Origin of the sequence: Klebsiella sp. ME-303 (assembly GCF_007910085.1) — a bacterium.
Classification (GTDB): Bacteria; Pseudomonadota; Gammaproteobacteria; order Enterobacterales; family Enterobacteriaceae; genus Klebsiella; species Klebsiella michiganensis.
The window spans coordinates 1-26,232 of sequence record NZ_VOJB01000046.1 but is presented as its reverse complement, the minus strand read 5'-3'; the positions used below and the strand labels follow the sequence as shown (position 1 = coordinate 26,232).

At 55.2% G+C, this 26,232-nt stretch carries 25 protein-coding genes; 17 read left to right on the top strand and 8 right to left on the bottom strand.

Going from position 1 to position 26,232, the window contains the following annotated elements; all coding sequences use genetic code 11:
• The first annotated feature begins 428 nt into the window (after positions 1-428).
• From FQK12_RS01515 to FQK12_RS01485, 7 genes are read left to right on the top strand one after another with little or no spacing between them, the layout of a single operon-like run.
• Positions 429-1,409: a 6-phosphofructokinase gene (locus tag FQK12_RS01515; RefSeq protein WP_004855882.1), complete on the top strand. Its 981-nt coding sequence runs from the start codon at positions 429-431 to the stop codon at positions 1,407-1,409.
• Positions 1,410-1,420: 11 nt separating this feature from the next.
• A complete protein-coding gene (locus tag FQK12_RS01510) occupies positions 1,421-1,735 on the top strand; it encodes a PTS sugar transporter subunit IIB (RefSeq protein ID WP_004855885.1) in 315 nt (104 codons plus the stop codon).
• Complete coding sequence (locus FQK12_RS01505; protein ID WP_004127157.1) at positions 1,728-3,095, top strand: PTS sugar transporter subunit IIC; 1,368 nt, start codon at positions 1,728-1,730, stop codon at positions 3,093-3,095. The genes FQK12_RS01510 and FQK12_RS01505 overlap by 8 nt, the downstream gene beginning before the upstream one ends.
• Positions 3,082-3,924, top strand: coding sequence for a ketose-bisphosphate aldolase (locus FQK12_RS01500; RefSeq protein ID WP_014227379.1), 843 nt, complete (start codon positions 3,082-3,084; stop codon positions 3,922-3,924). The genes FQK12_RS01505 and FQK12_RS01500 overlap by 14 nt, the downstream gene beginning before the upstream one ends.
• Positions 3,925-3,981: 57 nt before the next feature.
• The gene (locus FQK12_RS01495; RefSeq protein ID WP_014227380.1) at positions 3,982-4,251 is read left to right on the top strand and encodes a hypothetical protein; all 270 of its coding nucleotides are present in this window, start codon (positions 3,982-3,984) and stop codon (positions 4,249-4,251) included.
• 9 nt (positions 4,252-4,260) lie between these two features.
• On the top strand, positions 4,261-4,698 hold the full coding sequence (locus tag FQK12_RS01490) for a PTS sugar transporter subunit IIA (protein WP_014227381.1): 438 nt from the start codon (positions 4,261-4,263) through the stop codon (positions 4,696-4,698).
• Entirely contained in the window at positions 4,695-5,249 is a 555-nt protein-coding gene (locus FQK12_RS01485; protein WP_014227382.1) for an AAA family ATPase, read from the top strand. Before FQK12_RS01490 ends, FQK12_RS01485 begins: the two co-directional genes overlap by 4 nt.
• A gap of 87 nt (positions 5,250-5,336) precedes the next feature.
• Here the strand turns inward: FQK12_RS01485 and FQK12_RS01480 are convergent, their stop codons facing one another.
• Positions 5,337-5,660 carry an AzlD domain-containing protein gene (locus FQK12_RS01480; RefSeq protein WP_009653628.1) on the bottom strand — a complete coding sequence of 108 codons (324 nt, stop codon included), beginning with the start codon at positions 5,658-5,660 and terminating at the stop codon, positions 5,337-5,339.
• Positions 5,660-6,319, bottom strand: coding sequence for an AzlC family ABC transporter permease (locus tag FQK12_RS01475; RefSeq protein WP_009653646.1), 660 nt, complete (start codon positions 6,317-6,319; stop codon positions 5,660-5,662). Before FQK12_RS01475 ends, FQK12_RS01480 begins: the two co-directional genes overlap by 1 nt.
• A gap of 100 nt (positions 6,320-6,419) precedes the next feature.
• Here FQK12_RS01475 and FQK12_RS01470 point away from each other — a divergent pair, with 100 nt between their 5' ends.
• Positions 6,420-6,968, top strand: coding sequence for a helix-turn-helix domain-containing protein (locus FQK12_RS01470; protein ID WP_004855902.1), 549 nt, complete (start codon positions 6,420-6,422; stop codon positions 6,966-6,968).
• A 58-nt stretch (positions 6,969-7,026) separates the two neighbouring features.
• Here FQK12_RS01470 and FQK12_RS01465 read toward each other — a convergent pair whose 3' ends face one another.
• From FQK12_RS01465 to FQK12_RS01445, 5 genes are read right to left on the bottom strand one after another with little or no spacing between them, the layout of a single operon-like run.
• Entirely contained in the window at positions 7,027-7,944 is a 918-nt protein-coding gene (locus FQK12_RS01465) for a GNAT family N-acetyltransferase (protein WP_014227383.1), read from the bottom strand.
• On the bottom strand, positions 7,941-9,275 hold the full coding sequence (locus tag FQK12_RS01460) for an AMP-binding protein (protein ID WP_014227384.1): 1,335 nt from the start codon (positions 9,273-9,275) through the stop codon (positions 7,941-7,943). The genes FQK12_RS01465 and FQK12_RS01460 overlap by 4 nt, the downstream gene beginning before the upstream one ends.
• A gap of 41 nt (positions 9,276-9,316) precedes the next feature.
• Positions 9,317-11,725 (bottom strand): acyl-CoA reductase, encoded by a 2,409-nt coding sequence (locus tag FQK12_RS01455; protein WP_014227385.1) that lies wholly within the window; start codon positions 11,723-11,725, stop codon positions 9,317-9,319.
• A 1-nt stretch (position 11,726) separates the two neighbouring features.
• On the bottom strand, positions 11,727-12,854 hold the full coding sequence (locus FQK12_RS01450; protein ID WP_014227386.1) for an acyl-protein synthase: 1,128 nt from the start codon (positions 12,852-12,854) through the stop codon (positions 11,727-11,729).
• 36 nt (positions 12,855-12,890) lie between these two features.
• Complete coding sequence (locus tag FQK12_RS01445) at positions 12,891-14,150, bottom strand: MFS transporter (protein ID WP_038422911.1); 1,260 nt, start codon at positions 14,148-14,150, stop codon at positions 12,891-12,893.
• A 534-nt stretch (positions 14,151-14,684) separates the two neighbouring features.
• Between FQK12_RS01445 and FQK12_RS01440 the strand changes: the two genes are divergently transcribed.
• From FQK12_RS01440 to FQK12_RS01425, 4 genes are all read left to right on the top strand, one after another.
• Positions 14,685-15,680: a substrate-binding domain-containing protein gene (locus FQK12_RS01440; RefSeq protein WP_014227388.1), complete on the top strand. Its 996-nt coding sequence runs from the start codon at positions 14,685-14,687 to the stop codon at positions 15,678-15,680.
• A 114-nt stretch (positions 15,681-15,794) separates the two neighbouring features.
• Positions 15,795-17,918: an alpha-galactosidase gene (locus tag FQK12_RS01435; RefSeq protein WP_014227389.1), complete on the top strand. Its 2,124-nt coding sequence runs from the start codon at positions 15,795-15,797 to the stop codon at positions 17,916-17,918.
• Between the two features lie 41 nt (positions 17,919-17,959).
• Positions 17,960-19,225, top strand: coding sequence for an MFS transporter (locus FQK12_RS01430; protein WP_014227390.1), 1,266 nt, complete (start codon positions 17,960-17,962; stop codon positions 19,223-19,225).
• 54 nt (positions 19,226-19,279) lie between these two features.
• Positions 19,280-19,870: a DapH/DapD/GlmU-related protein gene (locus FQK12_RS01425; protein ID WP_014227391.1), complete on the top strand. Its 591-nt coding sequence runs from the start codon at positions 19,280-19,282 to the stop codon at positions 19,868-19,870.
• A gap of 129 nt (positions 19,871-19,999) precedes the next feature.
• On the opposite strand, the gene FQK12_RS01420 is transcribed toward FQK12_RS01425, so the two are convergent.
• The gene (locus FQK12_RS01420) at positions 20,000-20,194 is read right to left on the bottom strand and encodes a hypothetical protein (RefSeq protein ID WP_014227392.1); all 195 of its coding nucleotides are present in this window, start codon (positions 20,192-20,194) and stop codon (positions 20,000-20,002) included.
• A gap of 293 nt (positions 20,195-20,487) precedes the next feature.
• Between FQK12_RS01420 and FQK12_RS01415 the strand changes: the two genes are divergently transcribed.
• From FQK12_RS01415 to FQK12_RS01395, 5 genes are all read left to right on the top strand, one after another.
• Entirely contained in the window at positions 20,488-21,183 is a 696-nt protein-coding gene (locus FQK12_RS01415; protein ID WP_014227393.1) for a winged helix-turn-helix transcriptional regulator, read from the top strand.
• A gap of 326 nt (positions 21,184-21,509) precedes the next feature.
• Positions 21,510-22,070, top strand: coding sequence for a fimbrial protein (locus tag FQK12_RS01410; RefSeq protein ID WP_014227394.1), 561 nt, complete (start codon positions 21,510-21,512; stop codon positions 22,068-22,070).
• 71 nt (positions 22,071-22,141) lie between these two features.
• Positions 22,142-22,699: a fimbrial protein gene (locus tag FQK12_RS01405; protein WP_014227395.1), complete on the top strand. Its 558-nt coding sequence runs from the start codon at positions 22,142-22,144 to the stop codon at positions 22,697-22,699.
• Between the two features lie 46 nt (positions 22,700-22,745).
• Positions 22,746-23,483: a fimbria/pilus periplasmic chaperone gene (locus FQK12_RS01400; protein ID WP_014227396.1), complete on the top strand. Its 738-nt coding sequence runs from the start codon at positions 22,746-22,748 to the stop codon at positions 23,481-23,483.
• A gap of 19 nt (positions 23,484-23,502) precedes the next feature.
• Positions 23,503-26,133 (top strand): fimbrial biogenesis usher protein, encoded by a 2,631-nt coding sequence (locus FQK12_RS01395; protein WP_014227397.1) that lies wholly within the window; start codon positions 23,503-23,505, stop codon positions 26,131-26,133.
• Positions 26,134-26,232 lie beyond the last annotated feature (99 nt).

Here is a 26,232-nt window from a genome sequence, read left to right as displayed (position 1 = left end):
TAACGCAGGTGCCTTTGCCGTGAGGGGCGGCGATATCAGAATCAAAACAGGCTGAATGCAGCTTTACGCGTTGGTCCCTGCAAGAAGGCAGACAACAGATGAGAAAGCCGTGAACCTTCCTGACGCAAAAAAATGCGCTATTTATCACATTTCTGCTTTTTCATCATCGCTGAGTTTATGGGAGAAAACAGGCAGCCCACCCGCGCAATTATCGCTTCAAGCAACTTAATGATCTTAAAGAAAATAAAAAGATAATTGTTAAGACGATCTCATTTTATAAAAGAGATATGCATCACAAAAAATGAGGAAATAAACCCACTGTCAATATTAGGCTCGGAGGAATTTATCAGCATATTGTGATCTCTATTGCAAATAACGGTCTTGAACTCAGGGAAAAATGTGGGCAAGCAAAGCAACGGAGACAGGCAATGAAAATTGGCATGGTTATTAGCGGCGGCGATGTTTCTGGAATTAATAATTTTATATTCCAGATAGCCAGACTGGCGAGTGCCGATATCACCCTTTTTAATGGCGGAATACCCGGACTGCTGGATAAAAATCATCACGAGGTCGCCTGGCGCGATCTGGTTGATTTCTCCATTGCCTCTATTCCGATCATCACCTCCGGGCGAACCAGCCGCAGGCTGCTGCGCAGTGAATATGAAACCATAGCTAAAAAAATTAAATCACTGCGCATTGATGTGCTGATTATGGCCGGCGGCGACGGCAGCCTGCAGTTTCTCAATACGCTGAGCGAATTTGATATTAACTGCTTTGGCGTCGGGATGACTATCGATAATGATGTGTACGGCAGCGATTATACCATTGGTTTTTCCACCGCCTGCGAGCAGATTATTAAGGAAGTTTCCCGGTTAAGAAATACCGGAAGAGCATTACCGGGCCGCGTCTTTATGGTCGAAATATTAGGAGGCTATTGTGGAGAGTTAACGCTGCAATCCGCGATTAAATCGAATGCTGATATCGCCCTGATTCCGGAATCGCAGATGCCGTTAGAAACGCTGGCCGAGCGGGTGAAGCATAAGCTGACACAGCAGAACAGCGTGGTGATCCTGTGCTCTGAAGGCTACACCAGGGAGTATTCTCCCGGCTTTCAGGGGGCCATTGATACCATGATTAAGCAGCTTGAACCGCAAATTGGCGTGCGTATTCGTAAAACCATCGTAGGCTACGGTTTGCGCAATGGCGATCCGACCTGCGAAGAAATTTACCAGGGCACGATTATGGCCAGTGAAGTGGTTCGCTGTATTCAGTCAGGGATGAAAAATAAAGCCATCATAATTAATTCAAGCAACAAACCTATTCCGATTGATTTAGTTAGTATGAAAAAACGTCTGGTCGACACTGAAGGACATCATTATAAACTTGCCAAACAACTCAATATTATTTGAGGAGACCCTACATGCTGAAAATTCTATGCGTATGTGGCTGCGGCCTCGGTTCAAGCTTTGCCATTGAAATGACGGCGAAGGCGGTTTTAAAGAAGCTGGAGATTCCCGCACAGATTGAACATACCACTATTTCCGAAGCCGGGGCGTTTAAATCAGATATGATTCTGACGCAAAAAACCTTCGCCGATATATTAACGGCGGATGCCAGCGCGGAGGAAATTAAACGCGTGGTGGTACTGCATAAGCTCACGGATAAAGATGAGATTGAAGCTAAGATCGTCGCATTCTTAAAAGAGCGTAACCTGAAGGTAGCGGACTATGAATAGCTTTGTAGAGTTTATCGTTAAAGATTTACTCGGCCAGGCTTCAATATTAATTGCATTTATTGCGATGCTGGGCCTCATTCTGCAAAAAAAATCAGCGGGCAAAACGGCGGAGGGGACGTTTAAAACGCTGCTCGGTTTCTTAATTATGATGGCCGGCATCAACATTATTGTCGCCACGCTAACGTTCCTTAACGATATCTTCACGCAGGGATTCGGCATGAAAGGCTACATTACCGATGTCGCCGCCATCGCCGGATTAGCCAACCGTGAATTAGGTTCCGAAGTCGCGCTGACCCTGATGGTGATTTTTGCCGTCAACATCATTATCGCCCGCCTGACGCCGCTGAAATATATCTTTCTGACCGGCCAGGCGCTGCTGTGGATGGCGACCATCGGCGCGGTGATTGGCTATAAAGCCGGGCTGACCGGACTGCCGTTGATTTTAACCGGCGGTATTTTCGGCGGCGTGATGGCGGTACTGATGCCCGCCCTGGCGCAGCCGGTCGTCAGGCGCATCACCGGTTCCGATGACGTGGCGCTGGGGCATTTCTGCACTATCGGCTATCTGGTGCAGGCGGCGGTGGCTAAAGTGGTGGGTAAAGGTTCCCGCTCAACGGAAGATCTTGAATTACCGGATAACTTTAAGTTCCTCCAGGACACCTATCTCGCGATGGCGGTGGTGATGGTGCCGATGTATCTCATTCCCGCGGTTGCGGCGGGCCCGGAATATATCGCTCAGTTCTCCAACGGCATTAACTACCTGATGTACGCCTTTATGCAGTCCATTCAGTTTGTGGCGGGAGTATTCGTTCTCTACAGCGGCGTGCGCCTGTTGCTCAACGAGCTGGTGCCGGCATTTCGCGGGATTGCGATGCGCATTGTCCCGGACGCTAAGCCTGCGCTCGATTGCCCGGTGCTGTTCCCGTATGCGCCCAATGCGGTGATCGTCGGCTTCCTGGCGACGACCGTCGGCTCCATCATCGGCATGCTGGTGTTCCCGATGTTTGGCCTGGCGATGATCCTGCCCGGTCTGTTAACCAACTTTTTTGCCGGCGGTACGGCGGGCGTCTTCGGTAACGCGCTGGGCGGCCGCCGCGGGGCGATGATTGGCGGCGTCATTCACGGCCTGTTTATCACCTTCCTGCCCGCCATTTTGGTACCGATGCTGGAAAGCTACGGTTTTACCGGCGTCACCTTCAGCGATTCGGACGTGATTAGTTCCGGTCTGGTATTAGGCCACGCCTTCCAGAACAACTGGCTTTTTGTCGCCTTGTTCATTGTTTTTGTTGCCGCACTGGCATGGTTCGTAAACGGTAAATCAGCGAAGCCGAAAGGGGAAAATGTTCATGAGTCTGTATAACTTCAACGCTATTCTGAAAATTGCGCAGGAAAGAGATTTTAAAGCCATTGGCTCATTTAATTTGCACTGTATTGAAATGCTGCCCGCCTTTTTTAAAGCGGCGCAACAAAGCGATAGCCCATTAATGATTCAAATCTCTACCGGGACGGCGGAATATCTCGGCTATCGTTTACTGGTGGATGCGGTTCGTTCATTAGCGGAAAGTGAAAACGTGCCGACCTGCCTGCACCTGGATCACTGCTCTGATATCAGCGCCATTGAAACGGCCATGGATGCCGGATTTTCATCGGTGATGTACGACGGCTCCCATCTGGATCTGGAAGAGAATATTGGCAATACCCGCATCGTGGTGGAAATGGCGCGCCCGCGGAATATCACGGTAGAAGGCGAGCTGGGGGCGATCGGCGGATCGGAAGATGGCAAAGCCGTGGCCGCGGAGGATATCTGCTTCACCACGGTGGAGGACGCCAAACGCTTTGTGGAGGAGACGCAGGTGGATATGCTGGCGGTCTCCGTGGGCACGGTGCACGGCCTGTATACCGGTAAGGCGCAAATTCAGCACCAGCGGCTGAAAGAGATTAGCGCCGCGACCGGCGTGCCGTTAGTGCTGCACGGCGGCACCGGCGTCAGCGATGAAGATATGCGCCTGGCCGTCACTGAAGGTATCAACAAGGTGAACGTCGGCACTGAAATGAATGTGCAGTGGGTCGATCAATGTAAAAGCACGTTTGAAAAAGGCAAAGTGAACGACAGCGTGCGCAAATTTTTAATTCCGGCGAATAACGCGGTCACCCATGTATTAATGGAAAAAATCGCTCTGTTTAAATAAACGCATATTTTTAAACCGTATTCCGTTGCCCTGCTGTCCGTCGGGGAGGAGCTCGCTATGTTTGAATCTTTGAAAACGCTGTGGAAAAAAGAGAATCAACCCCCGCAGGATTATGACGAACAGTCTCGCCAGCTGGCGGGGGAAATTGCCAGGCTGGAAGGCGAGTTACGGGGCAACCCGGCTAATGGCGAAGTGCAGAAAGCATTAATGCTGATATATAACCGGGCGCTGTCGGTCTATGCCAAAAGTCATACGCATCGCGAGGAAATCGATGCGCTTTTTATGCGCATTGATGAGTTACGTAACATTATTCGCCATAATATATAGGAAGTGATAATGACGATAAAAGAACTGCTGATTGAGGCCGATGCTATTCAGGTCGGCGTCACGGAGTCCGACTGGCAGAAGGTGATCCAGCTGGCGGCCAGCCCGCTGGTTGCAAAAGGCTATATCTCGGCAGATTACGGCCAGGCGGTGATCGATAATACCCTGCATCATGGCGCCTATTACGTGTTTGATGAAGGTGTCGCCATCCCTCACGCCAGGCCGGAATGTGGCGTCAAACGCAACTGCTTCAGCCTTGTGGTGTTGAATAAGCCGATTCAATTTGCCGATAGCGAGAAGGCGGATATCGTCATTATGTTCGGCGCGCAGGACAGCAATGCCCATATTGAAGAGGGGATTCGGGCGATTGTCGCTCTGCTTGATAATAACGAGACCATGGCGAAGCTGCGGGCCGCCAGCAGCAGAGAGGAGGTCGTCGCGTTGTTATGAACAGACATCTCACACCCGGCTGCAAAACGGTGATTTTAATTAACGGCATTCCCGCATCGGGTAAAAGCACCGTCACCCGGCAGCTATCGGCAGCGTTTAATCTGCCGCACCTGACCATAGACGGTATTAAAGAGCCGTTTATGGCGTGCTTTACCGGGATCGACCGGACCTTCAACCGGCAGCTGGGCTGCGCCGCGTATGAAGTCATCTGGTCGATCGTCGGCCAGTCGCCGGCAGGCTGTATCTGGCTCATTGACGCCTGGTTTGGCTTTCAACCGCGCGACACGCTACAGCAGCTGCTGCAACGCGCGGGCGTAGAGAAAGTGCTGGAGGTCTGGAACCACATCTCGCCTGAGCTTGCGGTGTCGCGCTATGCCAGCCGGTTGCAGGATCGTAAGCCGGGGCACCCGGGCGAGGAGTATCTTCCGGAACTGGCGCAGCTGGCGCAGCAGGCGGAACCGATGCGGCTGGGGCCGGTGTTTACCGTGGATCAGCACAAGCCGCTGGATATGGTGTCCGCTACCCGTTGGATTGAAGCACAAATAGCGTAAGCCCTTAAGGGCAGCTGCCCGGCGGCGCTTCGCTGGCACGGCCTACAATTGCATAACAATATGATGTTTCGCGTTTCGTAGGCCGGATCAGGCGACGCCCGCCATCCGCAGCAGCGCCGTCGCCACGGCGGCGGCGATAATCACCACGATCAGCGGCATTTTACGCCAGGCGAGGAACACCGCCAGGCCCACGCCCAGCACCCGCGCCATCCCGGCAAAATGTTCGCCTTCGTAAAAGGTGGTCGCCAGCGCCACGGAAAAGAGCAGCACCGTCGCCGCATCGGAGAGCAGGGCCTGGGCGCGCTCGGAAAACGCCAGCCGGCTGCCGAGCTTCGCCCCGCCTAAACGCATTAAGTAGGTGCCCAGCGACAGAATCGCAATACCGGCGATAAATAGCGTCATATTGCCCATTATTTTTTCCTCGTCAGCAGGCCAAACAGCGACAGCAAAACCGGCAGGCCAACCGGTGCGAAAGGAACGGCGGCCAGCGACAGGGCCGCTCCGCTGCAGGCGCGGATCAGGGTGGTGCGGTTTTTAAAGGCCGGCACCACCAGCGCCAGCAGAATCGCCGGGAATACCGCATCGAGGCCAATGGTTTCCGGGGCCGGGAGCAGTTTGCCGACCCCCGCGCCCAGGAGCGCCCCCAACGGCCAGATCAGCGCCACGCCCAGGCCGCACAGCCAGTAGGCGGCCCGCCGCTGCTCGGGGGTTTTCTGCGACAGACCAAACACCACGCTTTCATCGTTCATAATATGGCAGCCGAGGAAGCTGGCGGCGCGCTGGCCGACCAGGTCGCGAACCGTCACGCCGAAGGGAATATGCCGCGCGTTGACCAGCAAACCGGCCGCCGCTGCCGCCAGCGGGTTGCCGCCGCTGGCGACAATGCCGATAAACATAAACTCTGAGGCTCCCGCCAGGACGCAAACCGAAAGCACAAAGGGGACCCAAATCGGGAAGCCGTAGGCGACGGCCAGCGAACCGTAGGACATCCCGACGATGCCTACCGCGAGGCAGACTAAAACAATTGCTCTGAGGGTGTCGCCTTTAAGCGTGGCGAAGTGTTGTTTCATACTCTTTAGCCATATCGAACGAATTTCCATTATAATGAACGCAACAGAATCGCATTTCAAGACGAACGAAACGTTCGTTATAAAAAACACGGAGGGCTGTATGACTCAGCCAATTAGCCTGATTGCCAAAAGCCTGGTGCGGGAACGCGCGCGCACCGGTCTTTCCCTTGCCGAAGTTGCGCGACGGGCGGGAATCGCCAAATCAACGTTATCGCAGCTGGAGTCCGGCAACGGTAACCCGAGCCTGGAAACCCTCTGGGCGCTGTGCGTGGCCCTCGATATTCCCTTTGCCCGGCTGCTGGAGCCGCAGGTGAATACCACCCAGGTGATCCGCCGCGGCGAGGGAACGAAAGTGATCGCCGAGCAGGCAAACTATCAGGCGATTTTACTGGCCGCCTGCCCGCCGGGCGCGCGGCGCGATATCTATCTCCTGCTGACCCAGCCGGGCGCGGACCGCATTTCCCACCCTCATCCGCCGGGTTCGGTGGAGCATATTATTGTCACCCAGGGACGCGCGCGCGTCGGCCTGACGGAAGCGCCGGAAGAGCTGGGGGAGGGAGATTACATCTGCTATCCCGCCGATCGGGAGCACGTTTTCCAGGCGCTGGAGCCGGATACCCAGGCGCTGCTGGTCGCCGAGCAGAACTAGTCAGGCCCGACACTGGGCCTTCGGTGTGCCAAAAACAGGCGTCAGATAAAAGGGATTGTCAGGCGCGCGCGTTATGATTGATATCGCCATCGGCCGTTTTTTGCAGGGCAATAGCGATAGGGCAGGAGAGGTCGAGCTGCCGGGGATGATAGCCGCGCTGCAGCAGCCAGAACCACTCGCCTCCGGCCGCTGGCTCCAGCCCCATATCGGTAAAACCTGCTCGCCGCAGCCTGGGTCGTAGCGACATCAGCGCGCCATCCACGCGCGCCCGGATATAAATCAGTTTACGGGCCGGCAGGCGGGAAATCTCGTCGACCATCTGTTGCGTTGATATATTCATCGTGACGTCCACCCGATCATCACAAATGGCAATTTCAACGGGGGCTGCACAAGTTTCCCTGGCGGGCGGGATCTGCGCCGCGCCAAATTTTTCCTTTAGCAAGTTTATCCAACCATCATCACGGCTATCATCCGCGGTGAGCGGGACGGGGCGTGGCTGCAAGGGTAATACGCCGAGGATAATGCTTTCACGCAGGCCGGATTGAAAGGGGGAGGGGACGTAATCTCTGAGCAACCCCGTTGAGTAAAAGCCCAGCCTCTGCGCCAGGCGCTGCGAGTGTGGATGGCTGGATACCATTTTGATGGTTAGCGTGCCCAGGCCAAGCCTGCTTGCGGCAAGACGCAAATATTCCCCCAGTTGGGTGGCTACGCCCCGGTTTCTGAAGGCGGGGTGCACCGCGAACATGGCCAGTTCGGCCGTCTGCTTATCCGCGTGGTGCCGCCATAAGGCGGCATGCCCGATGATGATGCCATTCTGTTCGGCTATCGCGCTGTGCCATTCGTCCCGGGCGTTGCGCCAGCCAATCAGGCTGGGCATATAGATATCAGGATAGACATAGCGATCGCCGTAAACCGTGCGAAATAAGGCGCTGATACCTTCGCCGTCTTGTCGCTGGAACACTCTGATTTCAATCATTTCACCGCCTCCTGCGCGAGGTAGGCGCGTTTGTCGATCACCCGCTGCAGCTTACCTGTTCGGGTATTGCGGATAAGTTCCGCCTGGCTGCACCAGTGAACCTGAACGCACAGCTGGCCGGCAGCCTGTAGTTCTGCGAGAGCGTGATCCCTGGCGAGTAATTGACCGCAGAGCCTGTCGGCCTGCTGCCGGGTACCGGAAAAGGCGATACGTAAGCTCAAACGATCCCGGTTATCGGCGTGCTCCAGCATCAGCTGCCACTGCTGATGCCCCATCTCTTCCGTAATAAGGGCCGCTATTTCATCAGGAAACAGCGAGGCGTAACCTACCCGCAAGCGGTACCCGAGGCTACTGCGTCCCTGCAAAATAAACTTGCGATGTTTGCTTCCCGGAGGTTCACGCCAGGCGGCCAAATCGCCTACCGGATAGCGAATCAGCGGCATCAGCGTGCGCGTAAGGCTGGTGACCACCAGCATTCCGGAACGATTGATTTCGTCGATCGGCTCGCCCGTCGCTTCATCAATAATTTCCACGATAGTTTCGGGTTCAAAGACCCGATGCTCGTCCGCCAGGCAATCCGGCGTGCTGAGTCCGATAAGCCCGGCATCCACGCAGGCGCAGCCGATAGAAGCAATACGGGCGTTGGGAAAGGCGGATTTCAGCAGCTGTAGCTGTTCAGTAAAAAGACTCTCGCTGCCGTAAAGGATGGTCTCGATACCGGGCAGACGGCGGTTTTTTCCAGCGAGCTCTGCCGCATATTGCAGCAGCATCGCCGGGACGCCCACCAGTACGTTGATATCGTGCTGGACGATCTGTTCGGTGAGGGTCTGCGGTTCAAGCGATCCGGTGAAAGGGTACTCACATACCGGTATCGACATGTGCGAAAGCGCGCCGTGGATAAATAAGAAGCTCGCGTACAAATCACCGGCGAAAAATAAATTTGCCACGCGCGCGCCTGGCTTGAGCTGGCTGGAGAGGCTGCGGCCAAAACTGGTGACGAACGCACGCCACTCCTGGCGGGAAAAAACCGACAGCTTGCCGCCGCCGGTGGTACCGCCGGTCTTAAAGACAATACCGTCCTCCACCGGCCCGGTGAGGACGGGCCAGTTTTTCAGGCCCTGGCTCCCCTCCCAGTAGCGTTCGGGATTAATAAGCGGCAGGTCCTTCAGCTGCCAGCCGCGGGTGGCGAGATGGCGATAGTGTTCGGCATAGAAAGGCGAGCGGCAGCGAACCCTCTCGACAAGCTGTTCGAGACCCGGTGGGCTTACGGCCACTTCTTCCGTTTGGGTGGATTGCGGATCAAGGCGACCCATCATCTTTGCTGTTGTCATATTCAAATATCCTTATTGTGAGCCGATCGGCGGGAGTGCGCTCAACGGCGTTTATCAATGACCAGCGGCGTCTTGCCGCTTTGCGGATGCCGTTCAAATTCGCTGAACGGGCGGCTGGTCACGGCTAACTCCAGCAAATGGGCGTCCAATGCCATTTTGAGCTCAGGGTCGGTGCAGACCCGCTGTTTGACGGTATCAATATTGCCGTCGGTGAAGATGTTGATGCATTCGAGCCCGCTGCGCGGGTTATGTTGAAGAATCAATTGAACAGGGGCAGCGGCGAGCGTTGCCAGCCGCTGGGGCTGAATAAACATCGTGCCGATACGCACCAGGCTGCCGTGGCGACCTAAAAGTTCAAAGCGGGGGCTGGGGGCGCCGCAGGGGCATTCGCCCGGCAGCCAACGGCCCATATCGCCGATGTCATAACGAATAACCTTCTGACCTTCGCGGGCCGTCGAGGTAAAGAGCAGGCGGCCGGCATCGCCGGGCGCGACGGGCCGATCGTCGAGCGGGTCGACAATCTCCAGCCATTGAATATCCGTCATCAGGTGAAACACGCCATCCGGGCAATGCGTACAGGCATGTCCCAGCGGCCCGGCATCAACCGAACCATACAGCGCCGAGCGAATGGTTTTCACCCCGAAACCATGAATATAGTCACGCTGGGCGACGCCCATATGTTCGCCGCCCAGCAGCAGTTTCTGAATACCGCCGTAGTCGCGCAGAATGGCCTCTTCTCGCGTAAAGAGCTGATACAGCGTGCTTGGCATACCAATGAGCGTGGTAACGCCCTGATTCACAATAGTTCGGGCGATCTCGTGATAGTCATCATCATGGGGGCCGCCCATGGGAAGATGGGTCACTTCAAGCATTTCCAGTAGGGTGAAGAAGCTGAGTAAACCACCGTAGAGATTGCCCGCGTACATCAGATTGAGCACTTTGTCGTGGGCGGGATCCAGCCCGGCGGCGAACATGCCTGCGGCGGCGGCCTGCATCTGGCGGCGATAGTCGCGATAGGTAAACCCGGCGAGTTTAGGCACGCCGCTGCTGCCGCCGCTGCGAAAGAAAAGCTGGGCGCTGGGCCGCATCGCGTGCTGTAAGAATGCCGTTTTATCCATAATCGGCTGCTGCGCCGTCAGCATCGGCGGCGGCGGGTTCGGATCGAGCGTGGCCTGCTGCGGCAGGACATCGGCATCCAGCGTCACGGTGACGCGACGAGCCAGCTGGCTTAAGGCGTAAACGCCGTCATGCGGTTCGCCGTGATAGCCGTCATGCATTTTACCGACGGGGGTAATTCGATTGACGCCGGCTGCCAGCAGCAGTTGGCTGAGGGGGATTCTGTCCCGATCGGCGACAACCAGCCCGCAGGTTTGCAGGTGGGTTCGCCAGGGGCGCAGCGTTTGCATCACTTTATTTTGCGGTAGCGGCCGCAGCAGGACGGTTCGGAACAGCGGTGAAGGCGTTATGGCCGAGGTGTGTTGCTGAATGATGCGCCAGCCGTCTCCTGCCAGCAGAGCGTTGTCAGCCCCGGCAAATACGGCGTCCAGCTGCGCGAAGGCGACGGCGCGGGTGATATCCGCCGCCGCCTTTTCATCGGGCATTAACGGTTGCCACCGTGCGTGACGGCGCCGCATGGCCTCTGCCAGTCTTCCGCCAATATCCTGCAATACCGCCGAATCATCGCTATCAACAAAAACGATTTGCGGGCTGGAACAGGCCTGCTGGTCAAAACAGCAAACGTCATCCGCCAGCGCGAGAAGGCTTTCTTCATTAACGGCATCCGGTTGTAGCCAGGCAAAGCTGATTTTATGTCCCCAGGGGATCCAGCGACACCCGCCAGGGAGCTGTTGACGAATCGCCTCGAGGGCGGTATCGCCACCCCAGGCCGATATACCATCGGCGTGGGTAAGCAGCAGGGAAAGGCGCGTGGTTTCGACGGGAACCACGGCGACGAAGTTAGCCAGCTGGTCAGTTAAATCGCAGCGGATAAACGCCCGTAGCAGATCGATTGTCATTCCTTGTTCGCTGGCGCTTGGGCGCAGCCAGTTAATATTCCCGACCAGCAGGCTCTCTATTATTGCGAAGAAGGGAAGCAGTTCCGCATTGGCTGGGGTGACATGCACCACGACGCCCAAAGGACGCCAGCCTTCAAACTGCGGTTCACGGTAGTTAATGCGGCGCACGGAAAAGGGGTTATCCCCCAGCTCATGCTCGAGCTTTTGGCGCAGCGCGTCAGGTTGGCAAAACTTTCTCACCTCTTCCCGATAAGCCGGGCCCAGTTGGGGAAGGAAAGCGTGGTCTTTTAGCTGTTCGATAAAACGCCCGGCGCAGGCAAGCACGGTTTCCGGACGCGGCGGTTGGCCCAGCGCGCTATCCAGCCCGCTCGTCAACATGGCGATGGCCTCTTCTGGCGTGAGCGAGGAATAGTTTTTTCCCTGAATGAAATACATATTAATTTCCCTTAATCAGTTCTGACGCCGCCAGTGCGCAGCTACGTGCTTTGCTATGGCTGGCCCGGCCCAGCAGCTCAAACCAATCGGTTGCCACACCGCATCCGCACTCTTCGGCGCGGTGCAATTGTGCTAGATCGCTCATGACCACGCTGTGCGCAGGGCAGGAGGTGATATAAGGCGACACAAACTGTATAAAACCGCGCTGCCCATAATCTTTCACCGCCAGAGAGGCGGTATCGCGGATCCAGGCGCGGGAATAAACGGGAATATGGAAATGGTGATGCGCGCATTCAATGTAGGGCACGCAGTGCTCCACGGAACCATAGCCGTCGCGGCATCGGCTATCGGGGATCCCGAGCTGTTGGGTCAGCCGCGCATAGAACGCGGATTTAGGGATTTCACGGTCGGCATGCGTTTTCCAGCCGCCGCCGAAAAAGGCCAGCGATTGATGATGAAGCTGGAGCGGCGGTAGCTGCATTTCTCGCATCCGTTCAAGTATGAACCACATAAATGCCGGGAAACCCAGGATTCGTACCGGTAACCCCTCTTCAGCAAACTCCTGTAAAGCGCGAATCACGCCGAAAGGGTCGAACTCATGCCCGCTCCCGGTGTGACGCAGCGCGTAAACGGCGCGTTTGACCGGCGCGTATTTACACAAGAACTGGTCGGTAAAAGAGGTGCCAAGCGTGATGATATCGGCGGGTTCGTAGCTGAGGAGCAGGTAGTTGCAGGGCGCATCGGGCGTTTCCCAGCCATAATGGCGGAAAATGCGATCGACCATTCCCTGGGCGGCTCCGATACTGCGCGCATCATAGCGCATTCGACTTTTCTGCCCGCTGGTACCGGAAGAGGTGAGTTCAAGCGCATCCTCACCGGAGCGGCCGATCGGCAGATTCTGTTTGAAGTAGTCGGCAAAGATCGGCGGCAGCTGCGACCACGAGTCTATATTGGCCGCATCTGCCGGAATATTGTGGCGGGCCAGCCACTGGCGGTAGCCCGGCGTATTCATAACATGAAATGCAACGATTTCACGCATGGCTTCATCAAAGAGCCGTTGTGAATCGCTATCTTCATGATAAGGGCTGTCGAGTGCGCAGAGGGCATCGACGCAGGATAAAGTGTCCATTTTATTAATCCTTAATAAAAAGTCGTCCGTGAGTGATTAATGGCCTGAAGCTGTTATTTTCGTTTTACTCCTCTTCTGCCGGGTGAATATATTAACGATAATGAATAATGCTGCCAGCATCGGAATAGTGGCCGCGATAATATATGCGCTGAGGCTGTCGCCGGCGCCCAATCCGGCCATTAGCGCCCCCCCGAGGCTAAAAATAGCGACGGAAATCATGCCTATCATTGCCGATACTGAACCTTTTCCATGCTCGCTGGAAAATAGCGTGAGGCGATACAGCGTGGCGTTGCAAATGCCCAGGCCAAAAGCATAAATAGCCATGCCGATAATCAGCGCAATAATATTTTGCCATATTAGCGTCATGACCAGCGCCAGCATTATGCCGATAAATACGGGAGACAGTGAAAAGTATAATAACTGCTCCGGCTTAAATTTTTCAGCGGTAACGTTAAGGACGATATTCCCCGCAATCAACGCACCAAAAATAGGTAATTGCCATAGCGCGTACTCCAGCATGCTCATTTTTAGATGATGCACCAGCAGCAGCGGGGAGAGCGCGATCCACGCCATCAGCGGCAGCCCGACGAGGCCAAGCGCAACGCTGCCGGATATACAGCGTGGGTTCGTAAGCAAATCGCCATAAGCGCGCGCGAGGGTTTTTACCTCGAGCGGCTGACATTCAATTTTACTGCCATCCTGGCGTACGACGCCGATCGTCTCCGGCATCCAGCGTAGCAAACCGAACCAGGTGAGCGCCGCCATCAGCGCGATAGCAATAAAAAGCGTGCGCCATGACAGGTATGCAAGCACAACGCTACCGACCAAAGGGCCAAACAGCGGCGACAGCAGCGCGATATTGGCAAACAGGGCAATTAAGCGGATCGCATCCGATTCGTTGAATGCTTCCTGCAGGGCCGGATAGCTCACCACCACCACAAACCCCAAACCTATTCCCTGAATAAACCGCAGGAGAGTAAAAACCTGGATATTGTCTACCCATGGCGTGGCCAGGCAGGAAACAGAAAAAAGCGCACAGCCGATGAGTAATAAAGGCCTGCGGCCAAATCTATCCGACGCCGGTCCAATAAGCCACTGAAAGCTGACGCCGCCAAGTAAATAGGCATTAAGTGACCACGGTACGTAATGCGGTTGAGCATTTAAGTCTTTAATAACCGTTAGCATTCCCGGCATTACTACATCGCTGGCGACATAAGTTAACAGCTCGAATGTTGAAAGAAATAAACAGAAAAATAAAGCGTGCCGTGAAGAAACAGGCAGTAGTGAGTTATACATAAAACCCTGTTATTAACATATTCCATTATTTAGCTTTTATATCACTCCCTCTTTTTAAAAACTTTTATCAAGTGATTCTTAGTTGATAAATATCAATGAACAGACCGTGTTCATGTTTGTTTTAACTGCGAATTATAATTCCGATACATACTTCATATTTTAATTAAAAATAAATCGAATGATTTATGGGGATTAAATGTACGTTTTCCAGACGCTGCGTTATTTTTCCAGGGTTGAGCGATTAACTCATTCATCTATCAACCATATGATTTGTATAGGGTAAACCTGTCGGATTCAAATATATTCAGCTTGGTGAATTACAGCGCATCTTCGTCTCTTTCTTATGGGGAAGGGGGCGTTTAATTTACCGCCACATTGAATAAACGGTCTTGCTGCCTCTCATTTCGTTGTGACGTATCATCAGGCGCCGAGGGCCGCGGTGTTCAGGTATTGCCGCGCGGCGTCGCTCTTGCTGGACGCCATGCCCGTATTGCGGGACACTAGCCGCATTCTCCCGCGAAGACAGGGATACTTATGTCGCTGAAAGCCATTGCTAAAGAACTTGGGATCTCGGTAACGACCGTCAGCCGTGCGCTAAACGGCTATGATGACGTGTCGCAGGAGACGCGCGCCCGCGTGGAGGCCGAAGCTCAGCGCCGTGGATATCGGCCAAATACTTTCGCCCGCCGCCTGAAAATGGGCAAAATCGACGCCGTTGGCCTCGTTTTCCCCGTGCGTCCCGCGCCGTTGAATAACAACGTCTTTCTCGAAATGGTGGGAGAAATCAGTCACGAGCTGGCGCGCTATGAGATTGATTTACTGCTGATTGCCGACGATGAACAGGCCGATAAGCACGGCTATATGCGTATGGTGCAGAGTCGTCGCGTCGATGCGCTGATCGTGGCCCATACTCTGGACGACGACCCGCGCCTGATTCAGCTGCTCTCTTCCGGCTTTCCTTTTCTCGCCCTGGGGCGCAGCCGCCTGCCGCAGCCCTACGCCTGGTTTGATTTCGATAACCAGGCGGGAACGTACCGCGCCACCCGTCATCTGATTAGCCAGGGGCATCAGCGCATCGCGCTGCTGAGCGAAAATAACAATCAGGCGTTTATTACCCAGCGCCGCAACGGTTACCTGCAGGCGCTGCGCGAAGCGGGCCTGGCGGAAACCTGGCTGCGCAGCGTACCGCCCACCCGCCGCGGCGGGTTTCAGGCAACGATGGAACTGCTGCGCTTGCCTGAACCGCCAACGGCGATTGTCACCGATTGCAACACCCACGGCGACGGCGCGGCGATGGCTCTGGCTCAGCTCGGACGCCTCACCGGCGCCGATCGCGTCTCGCTGGTGGTTTACGACGGCTTGCCGCAGGACAGCATCATCGAAACCCCGGTGGGCGCGGTGGTTCAGTCCACCCGGCAGGGCGTGGGCCGCCAGATTGCCACCATGGTCCGCCGCTTAATCGCCGGCGAGGATCTGGCCTCTCTCCAGGTGCTCTGGCAGCCTGAATTTATTCCTGGCGAAACCGCCTGATTCCCTTCCCGTCAGATTAATTTCCTGAACTCGATCACGGATCCGAAACGTTTTGGTTGGAACCCGAAACGTTTCGGATCAACAGTAAGGCATTCCTTGTTGTGGAGATGTCTCATGTCTGATTCGATTTTACGTCTGCAAAGCGCAGCGGCTGATGTGGTGATCAAAACCCGTCCGTTCGCCGAAATTATCTACTGGGGGCCGCATTTAAGCCACTTTACGCCGCAGGATGCGGCCAGCATCGCCCGCCCGGTGGCCAATGGCCGCCTCGACGTCGATTCCCCGGTGACCTTAATGGCCGAACTGGGCCACGGCCTGTTTGGTGCGCCGGGCATTGAAGGCCACCGCCAGGGGCTGGATGCCTCACCGATGTTTACCACGACCGAGGTGGTGCAGGATGGGCAGAATTTAACCCTTCTCAGCGAAGACGCGCAGGCGGGCCTGCGGCTGTGCAGTGAAATTCAGCTTGATAGCAGCGGCGTGCTCAGCGTTCGTCATGGTTTAACCAACCTGCGCCCGCAGCCGTGGCAGGTGGACCGCCTGGCGGTCACGCTGCCGGTCGCCGAGCGCGCCCGCGAAGTCATGGCCTTTCATGGCCGCTGGATCCGCGAATTTCAGCCCCATCGTCTGACCCTTGAACACGACAGCTTTGTGCTGGAAAACCGTCGTGGACGCACTTCTCACGAACATTTTCCGGCGCTGATTACCGGCAGCCGCGCTTTTAGCGAGATGCAGGGCGAAGTGTGGGGCGTGCATCTGGGCTGGAGCGGTAACCACCGCCTGCGGGCGGAAGTGAAAACCGACGGTCGCCGCTATCTGCAGGCGGAAGCGCTCTATCTGGCGGGAGAAATGGCGCTGGCGGAAGGGGAAACGCTGTGGACGCCGAACCTCTACGCCAGCTATTCGGCGCAGGGGCTGAACGGCATGAGCCAGCAGTTCCACCGCTATCTGCGCGAACAGATTATTCGCTTCCCGGACAACAAACCGCGTCCGGTGCATCTCAATACCTGGGAAGGGATCTATTTCGACCACGACCCGCAGTACATCATGCGCATGGCGGATGAGGCGGCGGAGCTGGGCGTGGAGCGCTTTATCATTGATGACGGCTGGTTTAAAGGGCGCAACGACGACTGGGCGGCGCTCGGCGACTGGTATCTTGATGAGAAAAAATATCCTGACGGTCTGACGCCGGTTATCGACCACGTGAAGTCGCTGGGGATGGAGTTCGGCATTTGGGTTGAGCCAGAGATGATCAACCCGAACTCCGATCTCTACCGCGCCCATCCCGACTGGCTGCTGGCGCTGCCGGGCTATACGCCGATCCCCGGGCGTCATCAGTTTGTCCTGAACCTGAATATCCCCGAAGCCTTTGATTATCTGCTGGAACGGATGAGCTGGCTGCTGGGCGAGCACGCGGTGGACTATGTGAAGTGGGATATGAATCGCGAGCTGGTGCAGCCTGCCCATAACGGCAAAGCCGCCGCCGATGCGCAAACTCGTCAGTTCTATCGCCTGCTGGATACGCTGGTGGCCCGCTTCCCGCATATTGAATTTGAATCCTGCTCCTCCGGCGGCGGGCGTATCGATTATGAAGTGCTGAAGCGCAGCCATCGTTTCTGGGCTTCCGACAATAACGATGCCCTTGAGCGCAACACCATCCAGCGCGGCATGAGCTACTTCTTCCCGCCGGAAGTGATGGGCGCGCACATTGGCAACCGCCGCTGCCACGCCACCTTCCGCCAGCACAGCATTGCGTTTCGCGGCCTGACGGCGCTGTTCGGTCATATGGGGCTTGAGCTGGACCCGGTGACCGCCGATGAGCAGGAGCGCGCGGGCTATTGCAAATACGCGGCGCTGCATAAGCAGTGGCGCGATGTCATTCATCACGGCGTGCAGTGGCGTATCGATATGCCGGACGCCACAACCCTCGCGCACGGCGTGGTGAGCGAGGATCGGCATCGGGCGATTTTCCTCGTCAGCCAGCTGGCGATGCCGGACTACACCCTGATGGCGCCGCTGCGCGTGGCGGGGCTGGAAGCGGGCGCCCGTTACGAGGTGACGCTGCTCGACCATCCCGATATTCAGATTACGGGAGAGGGCGGCCATACCATGCGTAAGCTGCCGGAATGGATGACGACGCCGCAGACCGTCAGCGGTGAGTGGTTGCAACAGGCGGGGCTGGCGCTGCCAGTCCTCGATCCGGAAAGCGCCATTTTGATTGGCCTGCAACGCGTGTGATGACGATGGGCCGCGCGTCGGCCCTTTTTGAGGAATACACCATGAACCCGACCGTCTGTACCCATAAAAACAACCCCAATTTCTGGATTTTCGGGCTGTTCTTCTTTCTCTACTTTTTCATCATGGCCACCTGTTTTCCGTTTTTGCCGATCTGGCTATCGGACGTCATCGGCCTGAATAAAACCGAGACCGGCATTGTTTTCTCCAGCCTGTCGCTGTTTGCCATCTGTTTTCAGCCGATACTGGGCGTGATCTCCGATAAGCTGGGGCTGAAAAAGCATCTGATGTGGATTGTGACGGTGCTGCTGGTGCTGATCGCGCCCTTTTTCCTCTACGTTTTTGCGCCGCTGCTGAAAACCAATATCTGGCTCGGCGCGCTGAGCGGCGGGGCCTACATCGGCTTTGTGTTCTCTGCCGGCGCCGGGGCAATGGAAGCCTATATTGAACGCGTGAGCCGCAACAGCGGGTTTGAGTACGGCAAAGCGCGGACTTTTGGCTGCCTCGGCTGGGCGCTGTGCGCCACCACGGCGGGGATGCTGTTCAGCGTTAACCCCGAGTGGGTGTTCTGGATGGGGTCGGCCGCCGCGCTGGTACTGGTCGTGCTGGTGGCCATTGCGAAACCGCAGGCCAGCCAGACCGCACAGGTGATGGATTCTTTAGGTGCAAATCGCCCGGCGGTGGATTTAAAAACTGCCGTGGGCATGTTCCGCCAGCGCAAAATGTGGATGTTTATTCTGTACGTCATCGGCGTCGCCTGCGTCTATGACGTTTTCGATCAGCAGTTCGCCACCTTCTTTAAATCCTTCTTTGCTACCCCGGAATCGGGCACCCGCGCCTTCGGTTTTGCGACCACCGCCGGGGAAATATGCAACGCGATTATTATGTTCAGCTCGCCGTGGATTATTAACCGCATCGGCGCGAAGAATACCCTGCTGATTGCCGGCATGGTGATGGCGGCACGGATGATCGGGTCATCGTTCGCCACGACGGCCGCTGAAGTGGTGGCGCTGAAAATGCTCCATGCGCTGGAAGTCCCGTTCCTGCTGGTAGGCGCGTTTAAATATATTACCGGCGTGTTTGACGTTCGCCTGTCGGCGACGATTTACCTGGTTGGCTTCCAGTTTTCCAAACAGGTGGCGGCGATCTTCCTCTCCGCATTTGCCGGGAATATGTATGACCGTATCGGTTTCCAGGATACCTATATGATCCTTGGCGGCATTGCGCTGAGCGTCACGCTAATCTCCGCCTTTACCTTATCGGGTAAGGCAACGTCGGAAAAGATGAGCGATAGCGCGATGACGGTTTAGAAAACAGTCCGATAATTCACAAGGATGTGATTGATAAATGAGGAAATATTGACCATGGATATGAAGGAAAGAATGAACAGCGGCGAGCTTTATCTTGATTCAGGATATGGGTTACCGCAGCAGCGGCTGATGGGCAAGGCGCGAGCTTACGAATACAACCACTCGCACCCCTTTAATCAGGAATTAAGAAACGACATTATTCAGCGGATGTTCGCCGCCGTGGGCGAGCAGTGCTGGATAGAGCCTCCGATTCATGTGGCCTACGGCACCCACACCACCATTGGCGATAATTTTTACGCGAACTTCAACCTGACGCTGGTTGATGATGCCGACATTATCATCGGCAATAACGTGATGTTTGCGCCCAACGTGACCATTTCCACCGCCGGCCATCCGATTCATCCGGATCTGCGCCATACCCAGCAGCAGTTCTCTCAGCCGGTGATAATTGAAGACGGCGTCTGGTTGGGCACCGGGGTGATTATCAACCCAGGCGTCACCATCGGAAAAAACTCGGTCATTGGCGCCGGCAGCGTGGTGAACCGTTCCATACCGGCGAACGTGATCGCCGCTGGGGTCCCCTGCCGGGTATTAAGAGCGATCGACGACAGCGATAAAAAGAAGTTTCAGCTGTTTACAGGGTAACTTGTCATGGCGCCGGGCGGGCATCGCGAAGTCAGGGCGCCCGCTTCATGCTCCGCGCGGGAAGATGCCGGGCAATTTGCCAGCAGGGACGTGCTTCCGCTGAATCTCATGATGCTTTTGCCTGACTATTCATTGCCCAGGCATTTCTCGCGTTACGCTGAATGCTAATTTTTCGTGAAACTTAGCCCCTTCCATCATAATCATACAAACGTTTGCCATCGTTATTTTCTCGTTTTTTTTATTCATTTCCTCAGCCTTTTTCAGCTGAGGAGGACAAGCGTTAATATGCTTTTTCAGCGGCTTTTTAATTATCCTTTTAGCCATTATTTTTTATGATAATGTGATTTTTTATAGCGTTTTTATGTGGTTTTTATGTGAATAAATTTATAGTTCATGAGTAGAAAAAGTAATGGTTTTTACCTTGGGTAGGGTATTTTATCCATGCAGAAAATGAGAGTTTTTATGCTGATATATCAGTAGGATATGACTAGTGTAAAAAACGCAAAATGAAATTAACCTGTTGAGTTATAATGATATTTTAATTTTTTTTATTTCCTCGATTTTTGATGCTAGTATTTTAATTAAGTAATGTCGTAGGCTAAATATGAGAATAAATAATGTTTATTATCGATGATGATTTTGATCGTGGCTCCTTACGTTCCTTTTCGTTTGGCCGTAATACCAAGCCCGCGTTAGCGATTCAGCGTATTTTGCAGGCGCTGCTGCCCGTGAGCACACCGCTTGAGCTGCAGCCGGACGAGCGATTTGAATTTTTCGATGCCGAAAATAACGCGAATATATTACTCCTGCTCGAGGGAACCGGCGTGGTTTGCCATGATGAAAACAATATGGCGATAACCACGCTATTTTCCCCCTCGGTACTGGGGCTGATTGATGGATATAGTACCTTTTACGACGTAGAGGCCAGGCCGAAGCATTTTTTTTCTGCAGAAACACATTGTACATGTCAATTAGTGCCGCTTGCTAAGTTTGTGGAGATTATAGACGAGCAAAATCTCTGGCATGATATCGCCCGGATTCTGGCCCACCGGTTATTGGTCATGGCCATCCGCGAGAAGGAGTTTATTGGCGTGGAATCATTCATCATGATCCGGACGTTGATTCTGGAACTCGGCTCCTATCCTGAGGAATATCGCGAGCAAATCAACGTGCTCAATTTTATCCAGCGGCGCACCAATCTTTCCCGCAGCGGAATACTGTACGTCCTGTCTGAACTGCGCAAGGGGGAGTACATCAGCGTCCATCGAGGCGTGCTGAAGGGAATTAATAAACGAATTCCTATCGATTTTTAAATAAGCTCATAACAATACACCAACAACGGCGCCTGTTTTTTAGACGCACCAGCTCTTTGAATTATTAACATCATGATTTTTATACGTAATTATCATTATTGACTTGCATCATTTTCGAATGTCCAGTTTTGGACGAAAAAATTGATTTAGATTCATAAAACTTTCTGTAAGAATTATTCCCAGGACAACACGGAGTGTCTTCTTATATTTAAACCGTCTTTTTATCGCCACAGGGGAACGTTCCCTGGTAATAACTTCGGCTATAAAAAAATAAGCGGTAATGAATGAGGGAATACAAAATCAATTTAATGTGTATGGATTAAAAAATGAAAAAAGCATTTATGGTAAAAAGCGTCGTTCTGGCAATGGTTATGGCTGGCGGTATTTCTTCTGCGATGGCAGCGACCAGCGGGTCTTCTTCCACCGTTCAGGGCGGCACCGTTGAGTTTAAAGGCTCTGTTGTTGATGCGGCCTGTGCGGTAACCGCAGACACTACCAACCAGGTTGTGAACATGGGCCAGGTAAAACTGTCTGCCTTCACCGGTAAAGACTCCGTGGCTAACCAGAAAACTCCGTTCAGCATCAAGCTGGCTGACTGCGATACCACCATCGCTTCCCAGGCTTCTGTGACCTTCGACGGCAACGCGGCTGCAGGTGAAGCTGGCGTGCTGGACAACACCTCTGGCGCGGGCAACGCGGCGGGCGTGGGCATCCAGATTTATGACAAAGACGGCTCTGCGCTGGATCTGGGTACCGCGTCTCAGGCTGTTACGCTGATCGACGGCGACAATACCCTGAACTTCTCCGCTGACTACTACCAGACTGCGGATACCGCAACGGCCGGTAGCGTGGACACCACCGCCACGTTCAACGTGACTTACCAGTAAGGTCGCGTTAGTCATTTTCATTTAGGGATCCTGTGCCAGGGACGGCGGCTGTGTCATTGAAAGGAGTAGATATGAATTTCACTACACAACGGCTGAAGGCGTTTTCTCTCGCGGGGGCGTTTTTGTTTCCCGCTCTGGCACAGGCGGGCAACCACCACGTGGTGACGGTAAAGGGCGGCGACGTTGAGTTTCAGGGCGCCGTGGTCAATGCCGCCTGCGCGGTGGATGCCGGTAGCGAGGATTTGACCGTTGAGATGGGGCAGGTGCGCTCCAATGAATTTCATGGGCTGGGAAGCTGGACAGATCCGCAGGCGTTTACCATTACGCTGAAGGATTGCGATACCACGGTAAGCCAGCAAGTCAGCGTGGCCTTTCGCGGCCTGACGGATGGCAAAGATCCGGGGGTACTGGCGGTGACCGACGGTGCGCAGAGCGCGCAGGGCGTCGGGTTAGGCATTTTTGATAATCAGGGAAATCAAATTATCCCGAACACGCAGCCGATGAATTTTACCGCTATTCAGGACAATACGACCGTACTCAATTTTGTCGCCAAATATCGCGCGACCTCGAGAACCGTCGTGGCAGGGGATGCAAACGCACAAACCTGGTTCACGTTAACCTATTTGTAATTTCCTGATGCCGTCCGCGGCAAATCTTTATTGTGAAAGGCACTTTATGTCCGTTATTTCTTTTTCTCGCCTGTCTCTGGTTGCGCTGGCCTTAGCCGGTGCCGGTCTGGCTGTGCCCGCGGCGCAGGCGCAAACCGAAGCGCAGGCGCACGCCGCGGCGAACGGCGGGGTATCACTAGGTTCCACCCGCGTCATCTATCCGCAGGGCAATAATCAGGTCTCACTGGCGGTGAATAATACCGACCCGAAGGCCACCTTTTTAATTCAGTCATGGGTGGAAAACGCCAGCGAAAGCAAAAGCAGCGATTTTGTCATCACCCCGCCGCTGTTTGTGATGAAGCCGCAGAAAGAAAATACGCTGCGCATTATGTACGTCGGGCCGAATAATCTGCCTACGGATCGCGAAAGCCTCTACTGGGTTAACGTCAAAGCGATTCCCTCGGCGGCAAAAGACACCAAAGGGAAAAATACCCTGCAGATCGCGGTGCTGAGCCGGATTAAACTTTTTGTTCGCCCGAAAAATCTGCCGATGGCCTCGATTGATGCGCCGGCGAAGCTGCGCTTCCACGAAAGCGGTAATACCCTGACGGTGAAAAACCCAACGCCCTATTATATGACGCTGGTACAGATTCACGCCGGTACAGCAACGTTACCGACGACAATGGTGGCGCCGATGTCGCAGGCGGATTTAAAACTGCCGGCGAACGCGCAGGGAAATATCACCTTCCAGACCATTAATGATTACGGGGCAAACTCGCCCGAACAGAAAGCCATAATAGAATAATAAACAGGTCGGCAAAATAATGACGTTAAAAATAAAATATATCACCCTTGCGGTGATGCAGGTTCTATTTGCCCGCCGTCGGGTATACCGTATTATTTTGCCGGCAACCTTATCGGCATTACCGTTATCCGCGCTGGCGGATAACTATTTTAACCCCGCGTTTTTATCGGATGACCCTAACGCGGTGGCCGATCTCTCGCATTTCGAAAAGGGCGATAGCCAGGCCCCGGGTAAATATCACGTTGATATTTATCTGAATAAGCAGCTGGTCTCCACGGAAGACGTGAACTTTAAAGCGGCAAAAGGCGGCCAGGATGATACCGGGCTGGCGCCGTGCTTTACCACCGGGCGCCTGGAACAGATGGGGGTCAATACCAAAGCCTTCCCGGACCTGGCGAAGCTGGCGCCGGAGCAGTGTGCGCCCTTTGCCGCTATACCGGAATCCTCCACCGAGTTCGACTTTGAGCATCAGCAGCTGAACATCAGCGTGCCGCAGGCGGCGCTGAAGCAGAGCGCGCGCGGTTATATTCCCCCGGAAGAGTGGGACCAGGGGATCAACGCGCTGCTGCTGAACTATGACTTCACCGGCGGCAACAGCGGCGGCGATACGAAAGAAGACAGCTACTATCTCAACCTGCAAAGCGGCCTGAACCTCGGCGCCTGGCGCCTGCGCGACTACTCCACCTGGAACTACACCAGCGGCGAGGGCGAAACGGAGAACAAGTGGGAGCATATCAGCACCTACGTCGAGCGCACGATCGCGCCGCTGAAGGCGGAACTTACGCTCGGGGAAAGCTACACCCCGTCGGATGTTTTCGACAGCCTCGGCTTTCGCGGCGTCCAGATTGCCTCCGATGACAACATGCTGCCGGACAGCCTGAAAGGCTTTGCGCCGACGGTGCGCGGGATTGCGAAGAGCAACGCCAGGGTCACCATCAAGCAGAACGGCTACGTTATCTACCAGACCTACGTCTCGCCGGGCGCCTTCGCCATTAACGATCTCTACCCGACCTCGTCGAGCGGCGACCTGCAGGTGACGGTAAAAGAGAGCGACGGTAGCGAAAATACCTTTACCGTGCCGTACTCCGCGGTGCCGCTGCTGCAGCGCGAAGGACGACTGAAATACGCCCTGACCGCCGGTAAATACCGCAGCACCAACGATGATCAGGATGAGGTCAATTTCGCCCAGGGAACGGCGATCTATGGTTTGCCGCATGGTTTCACCCTTTACGGCGGTTCGCAGGTCAGCAACGACTACCACGCCTTTGCGCTGGGCGCCGGGCTGAATATGGGTGATTTCGGCGCGATCTCCGCCGATATCACCCAGGCCAACAGCACCCTCGCCGACGGCAGCCAGCACGACGGTCAGTCGGTGCGCTTCCTCTACGCTAAGGCGCTGAACGATCTCGGCACCAACTTCCAGCTGCTGGGCTACCGCTACTCGACGGAGGGGTTCTACACCCTCGACGAGACGACGTATAAAAATATGAGCGGCTATACCGGCGACAATGAGTGGAAAGATGAGGATCACGACGGTAAGCAGGATAAGCCGGTGTGGACCGATTACTACGATCTCTACTACACCAAAAAAGGCAAAGCGCAGCTCAATATCTCGCAGCAGGTCGGCAAAATCGGCTCGATTTTTGTCACCGGCTCCGAGCAGACCTACTGGCACACCGATGAGAAAGATCGCATGTTGCAGGTGGGCTATAACGGCAGCTGGAACGGCATCTCCTATAGCCTGACGTGGAACTATGACAAGTCGCCGGGGGAAGAGGAGGCGGATCAGATCTACGCCTTTAATATTTCGCTGCCGATTGGCCAGTGGCTCTCCAGCAACCATAGCGCGGATATCTACCGTTCGGCCAATACCACCAATATGAGCTTCGGCACCACCACCGACCAGCACGGTAAGACCACCGGGACCACCGGCATCAACGGGACGCTGCTGGCGGATAACAACCTGAGCTATAACGTGCAGGAGAGCGACGGCAACCACGGCACCAGCAACAGCGGCAACGCCAACATGAGCTATCAGGGCACCTACGGCAACCTGCAGGCGGGCTACAACTACAGCGACGGCTACCACCAGGTGAACTACGGGGTGAGCGGCGGCGTGGTGGTCCACCGCAACGGCGTCACCCTTAGCCAGCCGCTCGGCGACACCAACATTCTGGTGAAAGCGCCGGGGGCGGCCGGCGTCGAGCTGGAAAACGCCACCGGGGTGAAAACCGACTGGCGCGGCTACGCGGTGATCCCGTACGCCACCACCTATCGCCAGAACCGCGTGGCGCTGAATACCAACTCCATGGGGCAGAACGTCGATATTGAAGACGCGGTCACCAACGTGGTGCCGACCCAGGGGGCGCTGGTGCGCGCCGAATTTAACGCCCACGTCGGGGTGCGCGCGCTGATGACCCTGATGCATAACGGCAAGCCGGTGCCGTTCGGCGCCACGGTCAGCCAGAAGGCGGGTAACAGCACCATCGTCGGCGACGACGGCCAGGCCTATCTCGCCGGGCTGCCACTGAACGGCATGCTGGAAGTGCAGTGGGGCGAGAGCGCCGGACAGCACTGCATGGTGAAATATCAACTTCCGGAGAGCGCGAAGCAGCAGCCGGTGAATAAAGTCAGCGAAAGGTGCCAGTGATGAAAATAAATGGGCGTTTGAACATGCTAATAGCATTATTGCTATTGAGCTGGTCGGCCGTGACATGGGCATATAGTTATGCTTGTGAACCCTCGGGTG